The organism is Xenorhabdus doucetiae (assembly GCF_000968195.1).
GTDB classification, from domain to species: domain Bacteria; phylum Pseudomonadota; class Gammaproteobacteria; order Enterobacterales; family Enterobacteriaceae; genus Xenorhabdus; species Xenorhabdus doucetiae.
In genome coordinates, this window is sequence record NZ_FO704550.1 from 360,120 (window position 1) to 379,059 (window position 18,940).

Here is an 18,940-nt window from a genome sequence, read left to right on the forward strand (position 1 = left end):
GCTGCAACTTGAAGTTTATCGGGTATATTTAGTTTTTTTCAGAAATTAGCTTCTAACGATCGAGGAAAGGCGTGTCTACCGCAGAACTCATCAGCACGGCATCGCTGGCTGAACAAGCATTACGAAAAACATTCGGATACCAGCAATTCCGACCAGGGCAGCAGCAGGTTATCGACGCCGTTCTTGACGGGCGCGACTGTTTGGTGATTATGCCAACGGGAGGCGGTAAATCGCTGTGTTATCAGATCCCCGCACTGGTTAACAATGGGCTGACGTTGGTTGTGTCTCCGTTAATTTCATTGATGAAAGATCAGGTCGATCAACTGCGCGCGAATGGCGTTGAAGCGGAATGTCTGAACTCAACCCAAAGTCGTGAACAGCAATTCGATATTATTCAACGTTGCCGTAAAGGGAGCATTAAACTGCTCTATATCGCCCCTGAACGGCTGGTCACGGATAACTTTCTTGACCAACTGCACGATTGGCAGCCCGTTTTACTGGCCGTCGATGAAGCGCACTGTATTTCTCAATGGGGGCATGATTTTCGCCGGGAATACCGGGCATTAGGGCAACTTCGCCGCCGCTTCCCCGGTCTGCCTGTGATTGCACTCACCGCGACGGCAGATAAAACGACCCGTCAGGATATCGTTCGCTTATTAGAGTTACATGAGCCGATTATCCATATCAGCAGCTTTGATCGTCCCAACATTCGCTACACCTTAGTGGAGAAATACAAACCCCTTGATCAGCTCTGGTCATTTGTCCGTGGTCAGCAGGGAAAAAGTGGCATTATCTACTGCAATAGTCGCACTAAAGTGGAAGAGACCGCGGAGCGCCTGCAAAAACGGGGGCTGAGTGTTGCCCCTTATCATGCGGGGCTGGAAAACAATCAACGTGCATGGGTGCAGGATGCCTTCCAGCGAGATGATTTGCAGGTCGTTGTGGCAACGGTTGCGTTTGGTATGGGGATCAACAAGCCGAATGTGCGCTTTGTTGTGCACTTTGATATTCCCCGCAATATCGAATCTTATTATCAGGAAACGGGCCGGGCCGGGCGGGATGGCTTATCGGCGGAAGCCGTGCTGTTTTACGATCCTGCGGATATGGTGTGGCTGCGTCGTTGCTTGGAAGAAAAACCCGCGAGTGAACAACAGGACATCGAACGGCACAAACTCAATGCGATGGGCGCATTTGCAGAGGCACAAACTTGCCGGCGCTTAGTCTTGCTGAATTATTTCGGGGAAAGCCGCCAAACAGCTTGTGGTAACTGTGATATTTGTCTTGATCCTCCCAAGCGTTATGACGGTCTGGTGGAGGCACAAAAAGCACTATCCTGTATTTATCGCGTTGGACAACGTTTTGGGATTGGCTATATTGTAGAAATGCTGCGTGGTGCAAATAATCAACGTATTAGAGATTTTGGGCACGACAAGCTGCCGGTTTATGGCATTGGTAAAACACAGAGTCAGGAGCATTGGACGAGTGTCTTGCGTCAGCTCATTCACTTAGGGCTGATTAGCCAAAATATTGCCAACTACTCTGCGCTACAACTGACGGAAGCTGCGCGACCTGTATTACGCGGCGAAGTGTCTCTACAACTTGCTGTGCCACGTATCCAAAACCTGAAAAGCCGCAATCAACAAAACAAATCATACAGCGGCAACTATGATCGCAAGTTATTTGCCAAATTGCGCAAATTGCGTAAATCCATTGCTGATGACAACAATATTCCTCCTTTTGTCGTTTTTAATGACGTCACGTTAATTGAGATGGCAGAACAGTGCCCAATCACACCGGATGAACTTTTGCTGATTAACGGTGTTGGGCAGCGGAAATTGGAGCGTTTTGGTGAGGCATTTATGGCATTAATCCGTGAGCATTTTGAAGAATTCGAGTAACTGAATGATTTGAATCGCTAAAGGGGAATAAACAGAGGATGATAAATGGCGCCTGAGATATTGAAAGCGAGCTGGTTAAACCGTGAACCTCAGTTCTCCGCCTTTACGAACGGATCATTACTGGATTTTTGGCGAACAAGAGAAGAGCGGCAATTTATGGGAATTGACGATATTCCCATCCGTTATGTCTCCTTTTGTTCTCCCCATCATGACAAAACACTCATCATTTTGCCCGGCCGTAGTGAAAGCTACGTGAAATATCCCGAAGTGGCCTATGATTTTTACCACTTAGGCTATGATATTTTCATTATTGATCATCGTGGACAAGGCTGTTCAGGACGAATGTTGGATGACCGACAAAAAGGCCACGTTGAAGCGTTCGACCACTATGTGGATGATTTGGCTAAATTTATTGAACTTGAAGTGACACCTCGCCAATCTCATCGCTGTTATGCACTCGCCCATTCAATGGGCGGTGCGATTTTGAGCCGCTTTCTGATGCGCTATCAGGAGCCGATTTTTCGTGCTGCGGCGTTATGTGCGCCGATGTTTGGTATCAATTTACCCATGCCGCGCTGGCTGGCAAATTTTCTGGTTAACCAGGCAGAACCCAAGGCCCAAAGACGTAATGCTTATGCGCTATCAACGGGGCAATGGCGGCCATTACCCTATTTTATCAATCTGTTAACGCACAGTTATGCGCGTTACCAGCGTTATTTGCGTTACTATGCGGATTATCCTGAATTGCGCCTTGGGGGGCCGACTTACCATTGGATGCGTGAGAGCATGCTGATGGGCGATAACCTGATTGAAAATGCAGATAAGATCCAAACGCCACTCATGATATTACAGGCGAGTGAAGATAAGATTGTGAGTAACCGGGAATTACTGGCTTTTTGTGCATCACGCCAAAAAGCGGCAACAGGAAAAGCGGAACAAAATCCTCTGGTTATCCAAGGGGCTCATCACGAAATCCTGTTCGAAAAAGATATATTGCGGGCGCAGGCTCTCAATGCAATTTGTGATTTTTTTGACCAGAACTGATTCAGTTTAGGAACCATAACTATGTATCATGTTGTTGCTTCAGATTTAGATGGCACGCTGTTGTCTCCCGACCATAAAATCACCCCGTATACCAAGGAAACATTGAACTTACTGACGGAACAAGGGATTCATTTTGTTTTCGCAACAGGGCGTCATCATATTGATGTGGGGCAGATCCGTGATGGATTGGGCATTGATGCTTATATGATCACGTCCAACGGCGCCAGAGTTCACAATATTCAGGATGAATTGATATTCAGCCATAACTTAGATCCTGAGATTGCCCATGATTTGTGTTTATTGGAATTTGATAATCCCAATGTCCTGACCAATTACTTCAATAACGATGATTGGCTAATAAATAGAGAAGCGCCTGAACAGGAAGAATTTTTTCAGGAATCCGTTTTCCATTACCAACTTTTTCAACGCAACCATTTTCCCACCGATGGCGTGTGCAAGGTTTACTACACCAGTGAAGATCATGATTATTTGGTGGAGTTGGAAGAGAGAATTAAAGCGCGTTGGGGAGCAAGGGTGAATGTCAGTTTTTCACTGAGAAATTGCCTGGAAGTGATGGCGGGTGGGGTTTCTAAAGGGCACGCATTGGCGCAAGTCTGTCAATTGATTGGCTATCCATTGAGTGATTGCATTGCTTTTGGCGATGGCATGAACGATCAGGAAATGCTGACTGTGGCCGGTAAGGGTTGCATTATGCAGGGAGCGCACCAACGCCTGAAAGACAGCTTACCGGATATGGAAGTCATTGGTTCCAATGCGGATGATGCCGTTTCTGGTTATTTACGTAAAATATTTGCCGAAAAGGTATCAGGTTTGAAGCTAATGGCGTGAAAAAGAAGCGAATAGCCTGAATACGTGTTTGAAAACAGCATCCTGTGTGATGCTGTTTTTTTATTTGCTTGTTTTAAAATTTATTAATTACAAAAGTGAATTTTTCCCTGATATTTGTGACTGGTGTTCAACTATTGGTTTCTTACGTTTGAATATTCTACGCGAGTAGATAAGTTTATACATAAATATAATTCATGAATAACCATAGTATTATTCAGCATATTCGGTTGGAATTAAACATTTACTGTTCCAACATTCAGGGAATATCTCGCTATGCCGTATAAAAATACGGCATTCGCTGTCACTCAAATACAACATGCTTCAGAAGCGTGTCTGGCAACAAAAGAAGGGCGCAAAGGGTTTAGGAATGCCATTTTTTCTTGTTGGTTCGGGACAACAATGGAGTATGCCGATTTCGCTCTGTATGGTTTAGCTGCGGGCATTATTTTTGCTGATGTTTTCTTTCCTGATATGACGCCCGCTGTTGCCCTCTTTGCCAGTTTTGCAACCTATTCTGTGGGATTCATTGCCCGGCCGTTTGGTGCTCTGGTATTTGGATGGTTAGGGGATCGCAAAGGACGCAAGATCGTCATGATAATGACGGTTATTCTGATGGGAATTTCTACCACGTTAATAGGGCTTATTCCAAGTTATGCCCATATCGGTGCTTGGGCTCCTGCCTGTTTAGTCATATTGCGGTTTATGCAGGGTTTGGGGGCAGGGGCGGCTTTATCTGGTGGTACCGTCATTTTGGGCGAGTTTTCGCCTCCGGCAAAACGCGGTTTGGTTTCGTCTGTCATTGCCTTGGGTTCGAATAGTGGAACGTTATTGGCATCACTGACTTGGTTGTTGGTATTGAGCATGGATAAACAGAGTTTGCTGGATTGGGGCTGGCGTATTCCATTTCTGTCGAGCGCCTTAATCGCGATAGTTGCACTCTATATTCGCCGACATATGAATGAGACCCCGGTTTTTGAGCGTTATAAGGCAATGTTGGCAGAACAACGTTTGCAATCATTAGCTGCAAGTGAACACCAACAAGTGGCTGAAAAACCGCGTTTTTGGCAACGAACCAAAGCCTTTTGGATCATGGTTGGCTTACGAATTGGCGAGAATGGCCCATCATATCTGGCTCAAGGATTCATGATTGGTTATGTGGCTAATGTTCTGATGCTGGATAAATTTATTCCCACAATCGCGGTATTTATCGCGTCCATTTTGGGGTTCCTGATCATTCCATTTTCGGGCTATCTATCCGATCGTTTTGGACGCCGTATCACTTACCGCTGGTTTTGCCTGTTACTTGTGCTGTACGCGTTTCCTGCTTTTATCTTACTGGAAAGTCGTGAACCGATGATTGTTATTCCAACGATTGTCGTGGGAATGGGGTTAGCCTCTTTGGGGATATTTGGTGCTCAGGCGGCATGGGGAGTGGAACTCTTTGGGGTAGCGAATCGTTATAGCAAAATGGCTTTCGCAAAAGAGTTGGGTGCGATGCTGTCAGGGGGAACGGCGCCATTGATTGCATCGGCATTCTTGTCTTTCACCGGGCATTGGTGGCCGATTGCGGGTTATTTTTCATTGATGGCAGGTATTGGGTTTATCACCACATTCTTCGCGCCAGAAACACGCGGCAGGGATCTCAATTTACTTGAGGATGCGATTTAGTGCCGATGAAAAGAGTGACACGTAGTGATGTTGCAAAAGAGGCCGGAACCTCGGTCGCCGTTGTGAGTTATGTGATTAATGGCGGCCCAAGACCGGTTGCAGAAGCAACCCGCCAACGGGTATTGGCCGCTATTCAAAAAACAGGGTACAGGCCTAATAGCATTGCCAAGGCATTGGTTTCTGGCACGACACACGCTTATGGGCTTATTTTGCCGAATATCGCCAACCCTTTCCTCTCTTCTGTTGCTCACGCTTTGCAGCAAGAGGCTTTCAAACATGGGCAAGTATTATTGCCTGGGGATTCGGGGGATAATCGCCGCCGTGAGAAAGAACTGCTCAATAATTTATTGAACCGCCAGATTGATGGCCTGCTGTATACCAGCGTTGATCGGCATCCTTATATCGATCTTATTCAGGCCAGCGGTACGCCTTGTGTGATGTTGGATTGGGTAAATGCGGGTTCAAATGTCAGTGCAATTCGTGTCAATGAGCGGATAGCGGCATTCAAGGTAACTCAACATCTGGCTCAGCATGGTTATCGCGATATCGCCATTATTTGTGGCCCTCTTGAGATGCTAAATACGCAGGATCGGCTATCTGGCTGGGGTGATGCGTTGATTCAGGCAAATGTGACGATATGTGATGAATGGATTTTTCCTGCTGAATATACTCGTCAGGGCGGTTATGAAGCCGCGTTACAAATGTTAAAAGGAAAGCGGCCTCGTGCCCTGTTTGCGACTAATGAATTACAGGCTTTTGGTTGCTTGCGCGCGTTGGCCGAAAACGGGCTGGCAGTCCCTGATGATATTGCATTAGTTTGTTTTAATGCCACCCAGCAATCACAGTTTAATGTGCCTTCTTTAACGGCAGTGCGCCAGCCCATCGACAAAATGGCCCAAACCGCCATCGAAATATTGAGGACATGGAATGGGACAGCACAAGAACGTGAGTTTGAATTTGAATTACAGATTGGTGAATCTTGTGGCTGTAAACTTAAGTGACAGACTTTCGTTGTCAGTCGAGTAAATTCCTATGGCAGTACATCACACTAAAATGACATAACCCCTTAGTTAACTTTATGTAAATGGACTGATTGCGAATTCAGCACTTTTTGACTTTCCCGCTGTTATGGAATCGAAATTAGTATTTTTATTTTGAAATTAGGCATTTTATATAAATAACATAGATAATTATAATCTTTGAAATCAAATAACTCTCTAAGACCCATTAATCATAAATTAATGAGCCTTATTTCTCTAATGGATTTAAGCGTAACTTTGCTATGGATGAAAAACATTCCTGTTGATTCTGTTTCTAATTTGATATTTGGAAGTATTTTTTAATTCACTATCTAATAATGGCGTAAATCAGATGGTATTAACTATCCAATAATGGATGATGGACTTCAAAAGAAAATTAAGTATAAAATCCACCATCCTTTATAGTTTGCCCGTTTTTATTTTAAGTTAATCAGATAAACTATCTGCATTACTGTTACAATCGATAACACGATAACCTGATTTTCTGCCTGTCCTTATGAAATCGAAGATAATACTTTCTGAGCCTGAACGAATAACATTGCAACAACTCGCTTTGAATCATCCCCACCGGGATATCCGTACGCGAGGAACGGGTTTGCTCATGCTTGCCAGAGGGAGCAAGCCGTCCCAGATCACCGCTGAAATAGGATGCAGTCTCCGGGTTATCTATAATTGGGTTCACATGTGGCACAATTCAGGGATAGCGGGATTATTAGGCGGTCATGCTGGAGGCCGGTATCTCGCTATGACGCCTGAAATGATTGCCACTGCGGTCGAAGCTGCCTGTGCAGAGTCCCTAACTCTCGCACGGATAGCCCAGTGCGTTGAGGCAAAGCATGGGCCCCTGCCTTGTACGCTTGAAACGCTGGCAAATACCCTGAAAAAGCAGGGGCTCACCTATAAACGCACCCGTCTATCGCTTAAAAAAAGCGCAACGAAACGGAGTTTGCTAACAAATCCGCCTTGCTGAATAAAATTAAGGCTGGAGCACAGTTAGGCCATTACCGTTTGGTCTATTTTGATGAGGCGGGTTTTGCCGCATCTCCTCCGGTGCAATATGGATGGAGTCCACGGGGTAAGCCCCATGAAACTGAGCCTCAAGAGCATGACAGGCGGTCAGTTCTGGGGGCGTTAAATTACACGGATAACACGCTGTTTTACCAGACAACGTCAGGCAGTATCACGCGAGATGACGTGATTGATTTTTTAGAGCAGCTCGCCCAACAAGGGGACAACCGCCTGACATTTTTAGTGTTGGATAATGCGCGTATCCATCACGGGATTGAAGAAAAAATCAGAAATAGCTGGTTACGAGAACACAACCTGTTTTTATTCTACCTTCCCGCCTACAGCCCAGAGCTGAATTTGATTGAAATCGTCTGGAAACAAGCCAAATACCATTGGCGACGTTTTATCACTTGGACTCAGGAGACAATGGAGAATGAATTAAATACGTTATTGGGCGGTTATGGTAACCAATTTGCAATTAATTTCTCTTGAGTACTTATATCATTTAATTTTAGTAAAGTGACATTATGAATTGGTATCTTAGTGTTTTAAAAAATTATGCAGATTTTTCAGGACGTGCGCGTCGCACAGAATATTGGATGTTTTCTTTATTTCATTCAATTGTATGCGTAGCCCTCATCGTATTAGGTTCAGCGATTGATGAAAATGCCGGTATGGCATTGTTTGCTGTTTATGTGATTCTGACTATGATCCCGAGTCTTGCAGTCACAGTACGCCGCCTTCATGATACTAATCATTCGGGTTGGTGGTTATTAATCTCCATTATTCCCTTTGGCGGTATTGTTTTATTAGCGTTTTACTGCATCGAAGGGACGAAGGGTGATAATGATTATGGTGTAGACCCTAAAAAGAATTATTAAGATATAGCATAAATTAACTCTGTAGTTTGCCATGTAAATAAAAACATTGCTTAAAATAATAGGCAGTGTTTTTTATTTCTAAAATAACTTGTCCTGATCAAAAATGCCAATCTTGTCCCTTATCTTAATGGCGGGTTTGCCATATCGTTAATCGCATTCATTGAGATAAGGAGTATGGTGTATGAGTCAATTGCGTCTTGCTTATTACGATTTGTCCCCCGAACTGTTGCAAGGGTTTCGTTCTGTCAAAGAGGGATTGGAGAAAAGTCCGTTGGGGCTACCGTTGGTCGAATTGGTTTATCTGCGGGTTTCCCAAATCAATGGTTGTGCTTTTTGCTTAAACAAACACACGCAGTCTTTGCGCCAGACCGAAGAAACCGAACGTCGATTGGCCGAATTGGCAGGATGGCGTGTCAGCAGCCAATTTACTTTTCGTGAAAAAGCAGCATTGGCGTGGGCAGAAGCACTGACATATGTGACGGCAACCCATGCTGATGATGGTGCTTACTTGCCGTTAAAAGACTATTTCACCGATCAGGAAATTTCTGATCTGACGTTTGCCATTGCGCTGATGAATGGAATGAACCGGCTGGCTATCGGGATGCGTCAGTAACTTGTAAAAGACACTTTTGCAGATCCTTAGCATGGTTCAAGGCGGTTTCTGGTGTTGGCTCATTAGCAAATCCAAACAGTAACCCCTTGCCACAATCCGCGTTTAAACTGCGTGAAGACAGCGCCGCAATCCCAAACCCATATTTTCTGGCCTGTTGAGCTAAGGCGGCATCATCTTCATGTTGAGCAAGTTTTGCCAGTAAATGCAGCCCGCCAATAGGAATATCGAATTTAAATCGGGAACCAAAAACCTGATCTAAGCTCTCAATCACCATTTGCCTGCGTTTAGCATAGATGGCACGCATTTTACGCAGATGGCGTGAGAAATGACCTTCCTGCATAAAATCAGTGACAATGGCCTGCTGCAATAAAGGGCAGCCATCATGCCAAGCGTGGCATGTGGTATTGAAATGCGACAGGAGATTAGGAGGCACAACCAGATAAGCGAGCCGGAGCGCGGGTGTCAGGACTTTGCTGAATGTACCAATATACAAAACATTATTCGATAGACTGGCCAGCGCTGGCTTGCGGCGGTGATCGTAGAGAAATTCACTGTCATAGTCATCTTCGATAATCAACGCCCTGTTTTGTTCTGCCCATGCTAAAAGCGCCTGTTTCCGTGCCATTGATAAGGTCACTCCCAACGGGCTTTGGTGAGCAGGTGTTATTAGTGCGAAACGTGCATTCGGGGCGAGCGTTTTACCTGTGGCGACATTGATTCCATTTTGATCAACGGGCACGGGAACGATCTCGGCACTCATTTGAGTCAGCAAATGATAACTGGGTGGAAAACAGGGATCTTCAAGCCAGACTTGATCTTGCTGTTTTAGAACAGCCCGACCGATAAGACTGAGCGCCCCGCGATACCCCGCAGTGATAAAAACTTGTTGTGGGGTGCAATTTATTCCCCGTGATAATTGCAGATAAGCGGCAATGGTTTCCCGCAATGGCGGATAACCCGCAGATTGCGGATAAGACATATGCCGGCTTTGCAAGCGGATCTGTTTAGCTGTCAGTGTGTTCCATAACTTACGGGGAAAAAGATCCAGCGCAGGTAATCCCAGTTGATAAGTCAGTGGTTGCGTTAATGCAGCCGAATCGAATAACGATAAATCTGTTTTATCCGAAACAGGAAATATTTGTGTTGCAGGCGGTGAAGGTGTGTCAGCAAGCCGTGGGGAAACCACCGTACCAGCTTGCCCTCTGGCTTCCAGATAGCCTTCTTCAAGTAATCGTGTATAGGCGGATTCAACCGTACTACGTGAAACGTGTAATTCACTGGATAATGTACGAATAGAAGGTATCCGTTGCCCTGGTTTTAATATGCCTTGGTTGATGGCTTGAATAAGGCGTTGGTATATCTGGTGATAGAGGGGTAAAGGACTATTATGCTGTAATGGTTTATTCGCCGGAAAAATAGCAGTTTTCATTGATGCTCCTTGCGCACCAGCCAGTAACTCACCAATCCTCCCAAGACAACAGCCGCCATGATTAATGGCGTTTGTCCGGCGAAGCTGGATTCCAGCACGGTACTGAAACAGAGATATCCTACAGGTACAGCAAGAAATCGTGTAGAGAAAAATGGCCATATATTAAATGGTTAGATTGAGTATTAAAAATAATGTTCACGCTTAATGAAAGTTCCTATCACTTGATCGTGCATTCCTTTGGACTTGGAATAACCTATCGCTTGTCATGACTAGAATTAGGTTAAGATTGTAGCCACATTGATGTGGCGCATGTTTTTGTTGATTGTACCCGGATAAAAAGGCTAAACCGAAAAACGATTGTTTGGTAAACTAGGGGTCTATGTATATGAGAGGACAGCGGGAGTGATCTTGCCCCCTACTCAATGTCTAAAACTCTGATCTTGGGACAGGCATTTATTTTTATTTCTTATCTAAAATGCAGGTTATTTAGATTTATCCTACATTTCGCACCTAACTCTGTAATATTATGATTTATAATTATTTATATATTTTGTATACACACATTAATTCTTAATTAAAACATGATATTACAATATGCTGGCGGAATGACGGATTGATAAATGTTTCTTGAAAAGAATAAATTAAATTTATCATTTATACTCGCTGTGCTTCAAGATAATAATCTGGTGTTCTTTTATATGTGATTAAATTTATTAAATTACTATGAAACACAACGAATTACATCATAGAGATAAGCTTATTTCGTTTTGCGGCTGCAACTTGAAGTCTATAGGGAATATATTATCAATACAACATATAGTAATTGATTTTATTCAAGATAATCATTTATTAAGTTTAATGGCTATTATCACGGAACGCTTATTAAGTATCATAATTGTTTATTATGAAAGATTATAAATTCATCATTATTTGTTATTTGTTTGTTTCTGTTTTTTTATGCAAGACTATTTCTATGTTTTCATAAAGGAGATAATATGAATAAAGTAATAGAAGTTGATGTAAATTCTTTGACAGATAATCATCTGCGCGCACTGTGTATTGGTGATATCTTAGCTATAAGAATACCTAATTTTGTTCAAACTGAAGTTATTGAGAGAGCAAAAGAAAAATTATTCTTTCATCAGGAGAAAGGCGCTCTCGGACATGCTCAAGAGTTTACTCGACTCGGTATCGCTTATGCTGAAATAGAGACAGATGAGGTAAGACAAGAATACCACCAACAAGCAATAAAAAATATCCAACGGACACGTGATATATTCGGGGTATTAGTTTCACCAATAGATAGTTTCAGAATGTTACTAGATGATATTTGGCCAGAAGGTGCTCGTTTATTATCGGTTAAAAGACAAAAATGTTTTGTTGGTGTTTGTCGTTATCTTACCCCAAATATTGATCTTGAGCCTCATATTGATAGTTTAGAATGGACACTTCCTCCTAATGCTGATTGGATATTACAATATCAACTTTCAGCTAATATCTACATGCAGGTTCCTGATAATGGTGGTGAGCTTGAGATATGGAATATTCAACCTAGTGCTCTAGAGTATGGGCGCCTGAAAGGAAAACGACATTACGGTATTAATCGTCACGATATGCCTTCGCCTGATTTAGTAATTAAACCAAAAATACGTGATCTAATCATTTTAAATCCTCGTTTTATACATGCTGTTCGTCCAGTTAAAGAACAAGATCGTATAACTCTTAGTTCTTTCATTGGGGTCATATCTGAAAATGATCCGTTAGTTTATTGGAGTTAATAAATGTACAAAGTTTCATTACAAGCGCAAGGAAAATTTAAAGCGAATCATTATATGGATAAGACAGTACTTCTATTGATCAGTGTAGGAAAAGAATATCATGAGGGAGAAAAATTTTCTGCAACAATAGATAAAATAAATCAATCAGGTTTCAGTAAATGCATAATTGCTGTAGCAGATTCCTTACAACGACATAACTATAGTACTGGCACAGCACGTGATAATTACCACTACAGCTTGATGCGCGGAAATGAATGGATAAAGAATAATGCAAAGAGTTTATCTAATTTAACAATACCTAATGAGATAATTCGCTGGGACGTATATCTTAAGCGTGAAGATTATAAGCATTATTATGATCGTATTCTAAATGAGTATTACTCTAATGAAAATTATCGTGCATGCATAAATGAAACCATCAATGTATTTGCAGAAAGAAATAATCTTAAATATGGAACTCCAGAATACGAAGGTGCTTTTTATCGATCACTTTTTTATATTCTTGAAGAATGTCCTATCATCATGCCAATGTGGGCAAATGATGGTATCGATTTCATCATTTATCCGAAATCAATGACTGCGGCAATGAGTAAAACCAGAGAGATTTTTGTTGAAGAGTCATATAATAAATACGCTAATTGGCTCTCTTTGAAATTTAAGAAAAAATCACAATCTTCTATTGAGGCAGAGCAAAGGGAACTAATGAATGAGTGAATCAGCAATTGAAATCCGAAAATATACCGGATTAATCGGAATATGTATTGCAAGTTTTCTTGGGTGTATAGATCTCACTGTTGTGAATACGATTATTCCTGCAATTGGGCGTGAATTTAATACCTCGTTAAGGGAAACACAGTGGATTACGTCTGTATTTATGATAGCGCTTTCCGCTTTTATGGTCCCTGTCGGGACACTGGCTGACAGCTTCGGGCGTAAAAAAATATTGATGTGGGGGTTAATGCTGTTTGGTGCAGCGTCATTATTTGTTGGTCTCGCAACTAACCTTGCCACGATCACTGTCTTTAGATTTATTCAAGGAATGGGCTGTGCCATTCTCTATACTGTTTCTGGTGCCATTATTTCCTATTTATTTGATAAAAATGATCAAGGAAAAGCGCTTGGAATTTTATTTGGTATTAATGGATTGGGTCTTGCAATAGGCCCTATTATTGGTGGATTATTTGCGGGTATTGTAGATTGGCGTTATGCTTTTTTGATAAATATTCCTTTTATCATAATTAGCTTTATTTTATGCATCTGGTCTATACCTGAATATAAAGCAGAAAAAGTGAAAAAATTGGATGTGCTCGGTTGTCTTTTCCTGATTATTTTTCTAATGAGTCTGGTGAGTTATTTTTCCCTGGATGGAAATTCGCTACAACAATGGAGTCTGTTGGTGATTGCTGTGATAGCTCTGTTTATCTTTATACGGCATGAGTTGAAAACAGTAGAACCGATTGTTGAGTTCCATTTTTTCCGTAATATGCGTTTTGTTTCAGCACTATTTGCAACATTTTTTCTCGCTTTTTTCTATTGCATAGTTCTGTTGACATTACCTATATTTTTTGCAGGGCAATTGGAGAAAAATGATATTGAGATAGGTTTATTTTTGTTACCTGCTACAGTCATGTTTGCTTTAACCTCGCCTTGGGTAGGTAATCGCAGTGAAAAATTAGGTCCTCCACGGATCATTTTGGTTGGCCTGCTATTGTTTGTAGCGGCTGCGGCTTTACTTGCTTTCGCATCAGCACAGGAAAATGCTTGGTGTTTTATTATCCCGTTGCTGTTATTTGGCATGGGATGGGGCTTAATTCTTGGGCCATCAACATTAATTGCATTGGGGGCTTTACCTCAAGAGCAAGCGGCAGTTGCTATGGGAACTTCATGGACTATTCATAATATGGGAGGCGCTTGTGGTATCGCTTTTGCTGTATTTTTATTAGCCCGATTTAATACATTAGCTCAAGGTTATCAAGCGCTAACATTATTTTTGGCAGGACTTGCATTAATCTTTACCTGCATCTGTTATTTTCTGAACCGGAAATAATCTGCTATAAAAATAGCCAGCCATTAGATTATTGACAAAGTGCTGATCCTTTTATCCGGCACTTTGTCTTAAAGTCGTTTTCATTGACGTTCCTTACGCACCAGCCAATAACTCACCAATCCCCCCAAGACCACGGTAGCCATGATTAATGGCGTTTGTTCGGCAAGGTTGGATTCCAGCAAGGCACCAAAACAGAGATATCCTACAGGCACAGAGAGGAACCGTGTAGAAGAGAATAACGTCATGATCCTGCCAAACAAATTTTCTGGTACTTGACGTTGAATTAGCGTGATTTCAACGGGAGCAGAGAAACCAATGCACATGCCAATCGCGAAAAGCTGGAGGAACAAGGCATATTGTCCGTTAAATAGGCTCAGAGATATCAGGCATAACGTCAATAAGCTGTAGCCGACAATGATAATACGGTTACCAGAAAAATATTTGCCATAGATACCATAGAGTAACGCCGAGAGCGTTGTTCCTGCGCCAAAGCAGGTCATTGAAACACCGAGGCTTAAAACGGAATTAAATTCTTGCTTATTCATGTAGGGTAAATAAACGATCAAAAACGGCGAGATAACAAAATTCACGACTGAACTGATAATCAGTACAGCGAAAAGTGTTTTTGCAGATTTAATGTATCTGAATGCTTCGAGGAAATAATGGTGTGGTAGGGCGGGCGCTTGAGTGACTTCATTAATATTGGCCACAAAATGTTTTTTCAGAATCATGATTCCCAGTGCTACAACTAAAAAACTCACGGCATCGAAATAGAGGGCAGTGATCGTGCCAAGTGTGGCAATAAGCAGTGAGCCAACGGCTGGGCCAATCAGATCGCAAATATTTTCAATCGTACTGTTAATCCCATTGATCAACTCATGTTCACTTTTATGCTGTTTAATCTCTTTCGCCAAAATAATATCTTTTGCCAGGCGTCCAGGGGAATCCAAGATAGTGGAAAATATCAGTAAAACCGCCAACAAATAAAAGTGCAGGATATCCATCGAATAAAACAGCGGGATCAGCAACACGCTGAGGAAATTCACTAAATCAGATAACAGGGAAATACGGTATGCCCCGTATTTATCCACTAACTGAGCGCTAAAGAAAATGGAAAAGAGTAAGGGAAGGATTTTGGCGGACATCACGCCAGCAACCAAAAGTGGGCTGCCTGATATTTCCAGAATCAACCAGGGAATAGCAATTTCAGTGATGGCGTTTCCCAAAATAGAAACGCCATTGAATGCCAGTAACCCGCTAACCTGAAAAGGGATTCGTTTGGTCATGTTGGTATCAGGTTACAGTTCTCCCGGCCTGCGTGGGGGATTACGCCCCGTATAATTAGTGGTTGCACTGCGGATCTCTTGCCCAAAAATATCAACACGCGCCTGAAATGGCGGGAATGGCAAGGTAATATCATGCTTGCGGAATTCCTGCAAAATGTGTTGATGGACTTCATGACGGGCAGGCATACGATGCCCCATCTCTGCGGCATAGGCACGTAGTTCATAAATCTGAATGCCTTGTTGCAAATCCACTAAATAGACTTCCGGCATCGGGTTATCAAGGATTAAAGGTGAACTTCTGGCGGCAGATATTAAGATGTCGGTCGCATTTGCTGAATCAACATCCGCCGGCACCGGGATGGTCAGGACAATACGGGTAATGGTGTCAGACAGTGACCAGTTGATGAATTGCTCGGTAATAAAGGCTTTGTTGGGAACGATAATCTCTTTTCTGTCCCAGTCAGACAGGGTGGTTGCCCGCGTGTTGATCTTGGTGATGCTGCCGGTCAGACCACGGATGGTCACGGTATCACCAATGCGGATCGGCTTTTCAAATAAGATGATCAGACCCGAAATAATATTGGTGAAAATTTCCTGTAAGCCAAAACCCAGCCCAACCCCCATTGCGGCAATTAGCCATTGGAGTTTCGACCATTCAATCCCCACCAGAGAGAACCCCACCAAGCCGCCAATGAGCGTAATGCTGTATTTGGTCAGTGCTGTAATGGCGTAACCGGTTCCCGGTGTTAGCTCCAGATGCTGTAACAGGGCAAGCTCCAACAGGGCCGGTAAGTTACGGACCAGTTGTGTAGTAATGACAATCACCAAGATGGCAATTAACACGGAACCCATGGTAATGGGCTGAACGCTATCCACACCGTTGATGGTTGTGCTAACGTCCCAAAGCCGGATATTTTCCAGGAAAGAGAAAGCGGAATGCAGCTCAGACCACAAGAGGATAAGTGAAACCAGTGCCGTCATGGTCAGGATTGAACGCACTAACCCTAACGACTGAGCACTGATGGCATCCAGATCGATGACAGGCTCTTCAACCTCGATTGAACCTTCGACACTGCTATTGATATTGGCAGAATCTTCTTCACTTTTGGCACGCTGGGCCAATATTTCCGCCCGGCGTTGTTTTGCCCGCTCGAACGCAATTTTGCGGCGCTGGATCAGCATCCACCGGCGCACAATGTGGTAAATGACCAGCAAAAAGAACCAGATAGCAACTGAGGTTTCCAGACGACCCAAGAGCGCCTGTGAGGTTTGCAGATAACCCAGGATCGCAGCGAGTGCTGCCAGGATTGGGGCAGAAAGTAGTATCCACCAGAGCACAGAGCTGACGATATTTTCGCCGGAACCATGTTTGTCCATATAAAGTGGAATGCCGGCACGTTTCAGGCTGCTGGTGACCAGACTCAGCGAGATACACAGCATAATGAAACACAGTCTGCCGAGGGTTGAGATAAAGCCTTGGTCTTTATAATGATTGAAAGTGATCAATGCCATCATCAGTGGCACGATCAGGAAAATGGAAAGACGGTAGAAACGCATCGCTCGTTTTATGCGCTCTTCCGGCCAGCGAAAATGGGCGATAAATAAGCCATTGGGATGGGCAAAGGCGGCACTGAGCATAAAGACCCACAGAACGGGCGTTGTTTCACGGACACCGTTGCCTATTGCGGTCGCTATCGGATACTGCCACGCATTTTGCAGCCCATAACCAATGGCTGACCAGAGCATGGGCAGCGGTAATGCTGCGATGACCGACCAAAAAACGGTACGTACAGTCAGAGAGAAATGATCTTGCGTCACTTTACCGATGCGATTGCTCGAACGCTCAAGAAAAGCATGATACTGGCGGTGTGAACTAATACTAAAAATGACCAGTAGCAAAGTCCCCAGTAAATAGAGCAGGGTGTCTTGCTTGGTCAACATGCCGTGGATTGCGGCACCCAATTGAGAGAACGTATCCAACGATAGCAGGCGCGTCAGATTTTGCACCATCTGGAGCGGATAATTGAGAGAGATGGGATTGACATCCGCAACCCAGAACAGATAGCGGTGAGTCGCATCCTGAACTTCTTTCAGGGCATCATTTAATTTGTTGGTGATGACCTTAAATTGTGTCTGTTCCAGTATCTCATTGTCATAGCCTGATAGCAGAGAATTTAATAGCTCTTTCCTCGTGCGGATCAGAGATTCGTAGACTTTCTTCTGTTCTGGCGTCAGAGTGTGATACGAAGGTAATATCTGTTCGAGGGGGCGTTGCAAGCGTTCCAGTATTTCCTCATATTTCAACCTTTCGACCCGCAGTTCGACAATATCCCGGTCAATTTGCTGGGATTTTGACATATCAGGAATATGGGTGACCCGGGTTCTCAGGGCTTCGCCAAGGGCAGTGGAATCGTTGAGCCATTGTGCTTGTTCACGGATCGTATTCAGTGTTTGGAGAACAGACAAAATCTCGCTGTTGGCCTTGCGCTGTTTTGAACCAATGGCTTCCATTCTCTGGGCTTGCTGATTGAGCATTTGCGATAATTGGCGGTTTTGCTGGAGTTCATCCTGCAAAAATTGGGGCAATTTTCCGCCACTTTGCTCTGCCAGCATTTCGGTATACTCCAGTGCAGATTCCGTTTTCTGCTGGCGTTGCGTATTTAGCTGGTTGCGTAATTGCTGGAGTTTAACATCCAGTCGTTGATAGCGTTTTTTGTATAACTCGGCGCGGATACGCGCAATCTCTTGACGATTATTGGCAGAAAGTTGAGCCATCTCCAATTCATCGGCCACCGCCTTACGCGCGTTGACTTCTGCTTGTGCCAGCGTCAATTGTGCTTTAGCCAGCGGCGTGGAATGTGAGTCCAGTGACTGGAGTCGAGCTGTCGCCTCAGCCAGCAGACGCTTTGCCTCAGCTTGTTGTTGAGGCAATTGACCCATGGAATCACTGATTTCCCGGAGCTTATTTTGTTCGTGCTGTAATTGGCGCCCCTGCTCCTGCAATTGGTTATTGGTCTGGATAATTTGCTGTTCTAAATTGCTGATCGTCTGATTGGCCGGAATGGGGGTAGCGACATTGTTTTCAGCAGGATTTTTTCCAGCAAGATCGTTTTCAGTAAGGATTTTCTGGCGTAGTTCTTTGATGATTTTCGGAAATTCATCAATAGATTGTTGATACTTCTGGGTACGCTCATTAGCGGATTTTGCTTCATTAACCCAATTTATTGCCCCTTGGAGTGCGTGTGTGATTTCAGAATCTTGTGAGCTTTTGTTGCCCCCAACCTGCTTTAACTCTTGTTTCAGTTGGTTTTCATCCAACGGCAACACAGAGGCAAAAGCCGGGCTCGTGATCAAGAGGCTGAGAAGTAAACTGATAATCAGGCGCACAATAAGGGGCTC

General features: G+C 43.6%; 15 protein-coding genes. 12 read left to right on the forward strand and 3 right to left on the reverse strand.

What is annotated here, in order from left to right:
- Positions 1 to 71: 71 nt before the first annotated feature.
- The 9 genes from recQ to XDD1_RS01870 all read left to right on the forward strand — a co-directional run bounded on the left by recQ (position 72) and on the right by XDD1_RS01870 (position 9,001).
- Complete coding sequence (gene recQ / locus XDD1_RS01830) at positions 72 to 1,898, forward strand: ATP-dependent DNA helicase RecQ (RefSeq protein ID WP_045968189.1); 1,827 nt, start codon at positions 72 to 74, stop codon at positions 1,896 to 1,898.
- A gap of 45 nt (positions 1,899 to 1,943) precedes the next feature.
- On the forward strand, positions 1,944 to 2,942 hold the full coding sequence (gene pldB, locus XDD1_RS01835; RefSeq protein WP_045968191.1) for a lysophospholipase L2: 999 nt from the start codon (positions 1,944 to 1,946) through the stop codon (positions 2,940 to 2,942).
- Between the two features lie 21 nt (positions 2,943 to 2,963).
- Complete coding sequence (yigL, locus tag XDD1_RS01840) at positions 2,964 to 3,791, forward strand: sugar/pyridoxal phosphate phosphatase YigL (protein ID WP_045968193.1); 828 nt, start codon at positions 2,964 to 2,966, stop codon at positions 3,789 to 3,791.
- A 273-nt stretch (positions 3,792 to 4,064) separates the two neighbouring features.
- On the forward strand, positions 4,065 to 5,459 hold the full coding sequence (locus XDD1_RS01845; protein ID WP_045968195.1) for an MFS transporter: 1,395 nt from the start codon (positions 4,065 to 4,067) through the stop codon (positions 5,457 to 5,459).
- A 5-nt stretch (positions 5,460 to 5,464) separates the two neighbouring features.
- The gene (locus tag XDD1_RS01850) at positions 5,465 to 6,460 is read left to right on the forward strand and encodes a LacI family DNA-binding transcriptional regulator (protein ID WP_045973283.1); all 996 of its coding nucleotides are present in this window, start codon (positions 5,465 to 5,467) and stop codon (positions 6,458 to 6,460) included.
- 535 nt (positions 6,461 to 6,995) lie between these two features.
- On the forward strand, positions 6,996 to 7,469 hold the full coding sequence (locus XDD1_RS01855; RefSeq protein ID WP_045968011.1) for a helix-turn-helix domain-containing protein: 474 nt from the start codon (positions 6,996 to 6,998) through the stop codon (positions 7,467 to 7,469).
- Positions 7,463 to 7,999, forward strand: coding sequence for an IS630 family transposase (locus XDD1_RS01860; protein WP_084720900.1), 537 nt, complete (start codon positions 7,463 to 7,465; stop codon positions 7,997 to 7,999). The genes XDD1_RS01855 and XDD1_RS01860 overlap by 7 nt, the downstream gene beginning before the upstream one ends.
- A 35-nt stretch (positions 8,000 to 8,034) precedes the next feature.
- Positions 8,035 to 8,388, forward strand: a complete 354-nt coding sequence (locus XDD1_RS01865; protein ID WP_045968197.1) for a DUF805 domain-containing protein — start codon at positions 8,035 to 8,037, stop codon at positions 8,386 to 8,388.
- Between the two features lie 181 nt (positions 8,389 to 8,569).
- Positions 8,570 to 9,001, forward strand: coding sequence for a carboxymuconolactone decarboxylase family protein (locus XDD1_RS01870; protein ID WP_045968199.1), 432 nt, complete (start codon positions 8,570 to 8,572; stop codon positions 8,999 to 9,001).
- On the opposite strand, the gene pdxR is transcribed toward XDD1_RS01870, so the two are convergent.
- Entirely contained in the window at positions 8,982 to 10,430 is a 1,449-nt protein-coding gene (pdxR, locus tag XDD1_RS01875; protein WP_045968201.1) for a MocR-like pyridoxine biosynthesis transcription factor PdxR, read from the reverse strand. The two genes, XDD1_RS01870 and pdxR, sit on opposite strands and share 20 nt — an antisense overlap.
- Positions 10,431 to 11,425: 995 nt before the next feature.
- Between pdxR and XDD1_RS01880 the strand changes: the two genes are divergently transcribed.
- The 3 genes from XDD1_RS01880 to XDD1_RS01890 are packed head-to-tail and all read left to right on the forward strand — an operon-like array spanning position 11,426 to position 14,255.
- The gene (locus XDD1_RS01880) at positions 11,426 to 12,208 is read left to right on the forward strand and encodes a 2OG-Fe(II) oxygenase (RefSeq protein ID WP_052705625.1); all 783 of its coding nucleotides are present in this window, start codon (positions 11,426 to 11,428) and stop codon (positions 12,206 to 12,208) included.
- 3 nt (positions 12,209 to 12,211) lie between these two features.
- Positions 12,212 to 12,922 carry a hypothetical protein gene (locus tag XDD1_RS01885; protein ID WP_045968203.1) on the forward strand — a complete coding sequence of 237 codons (711 nt, stop codon included), beginning with the start codon at positions 12,212 to 12,214 and terminating at the stop codon, positions 12,920 to 12,922.
- Positions 12,915 to 14,255 (forward strand): MFS transporter, encoded by a 1,341-nt coding sequence (locus tag XDD1_RS01890; RefSeq protein ID WP_045968205.1) that lies wholly within the window; start codon positions 12,915 to 12,917, stop codon positions 14,253 to 14,255. Before XDD1_RS01885 ends, XDD1_RS01890 begins: the two co-directional genes overlap by 8 nt.
- 80 nt (positions 14,256 to 14,335) lie before the next feature.
- Here the strand turns inward: XDD1_RS01890 and XDD1_RS01895 are convergent, their stop codons facing one another.
- Positions 14,336 to 15,541 (reverse strand): MFS transporter, encoded by a 1,206-nt coding sequence (locus XDD1_RS01895; protein WP_045968207.1) that lies wholly within the window; start codon positions 15,539 to 15,541, stop codon positions 14,336 to 14,338.
- Between the two features lie 12 nt (positions 15,542 to 15,553).
- Positions 15,554 to 18,928: a miniconductance mechanosensitive channel MscM gene (gene mscM, locus XDD1_RS01900; protein WP_045968209.1), complete on the reverse strand. Its 3,375-nt coding sequence runs from the start codon at positions 18,926 to 18,928 to the stop codon at positions 15,554 to 15,556.
- Positions 18,929 to 18,940 lie beyond the last annotated feature (12 nt).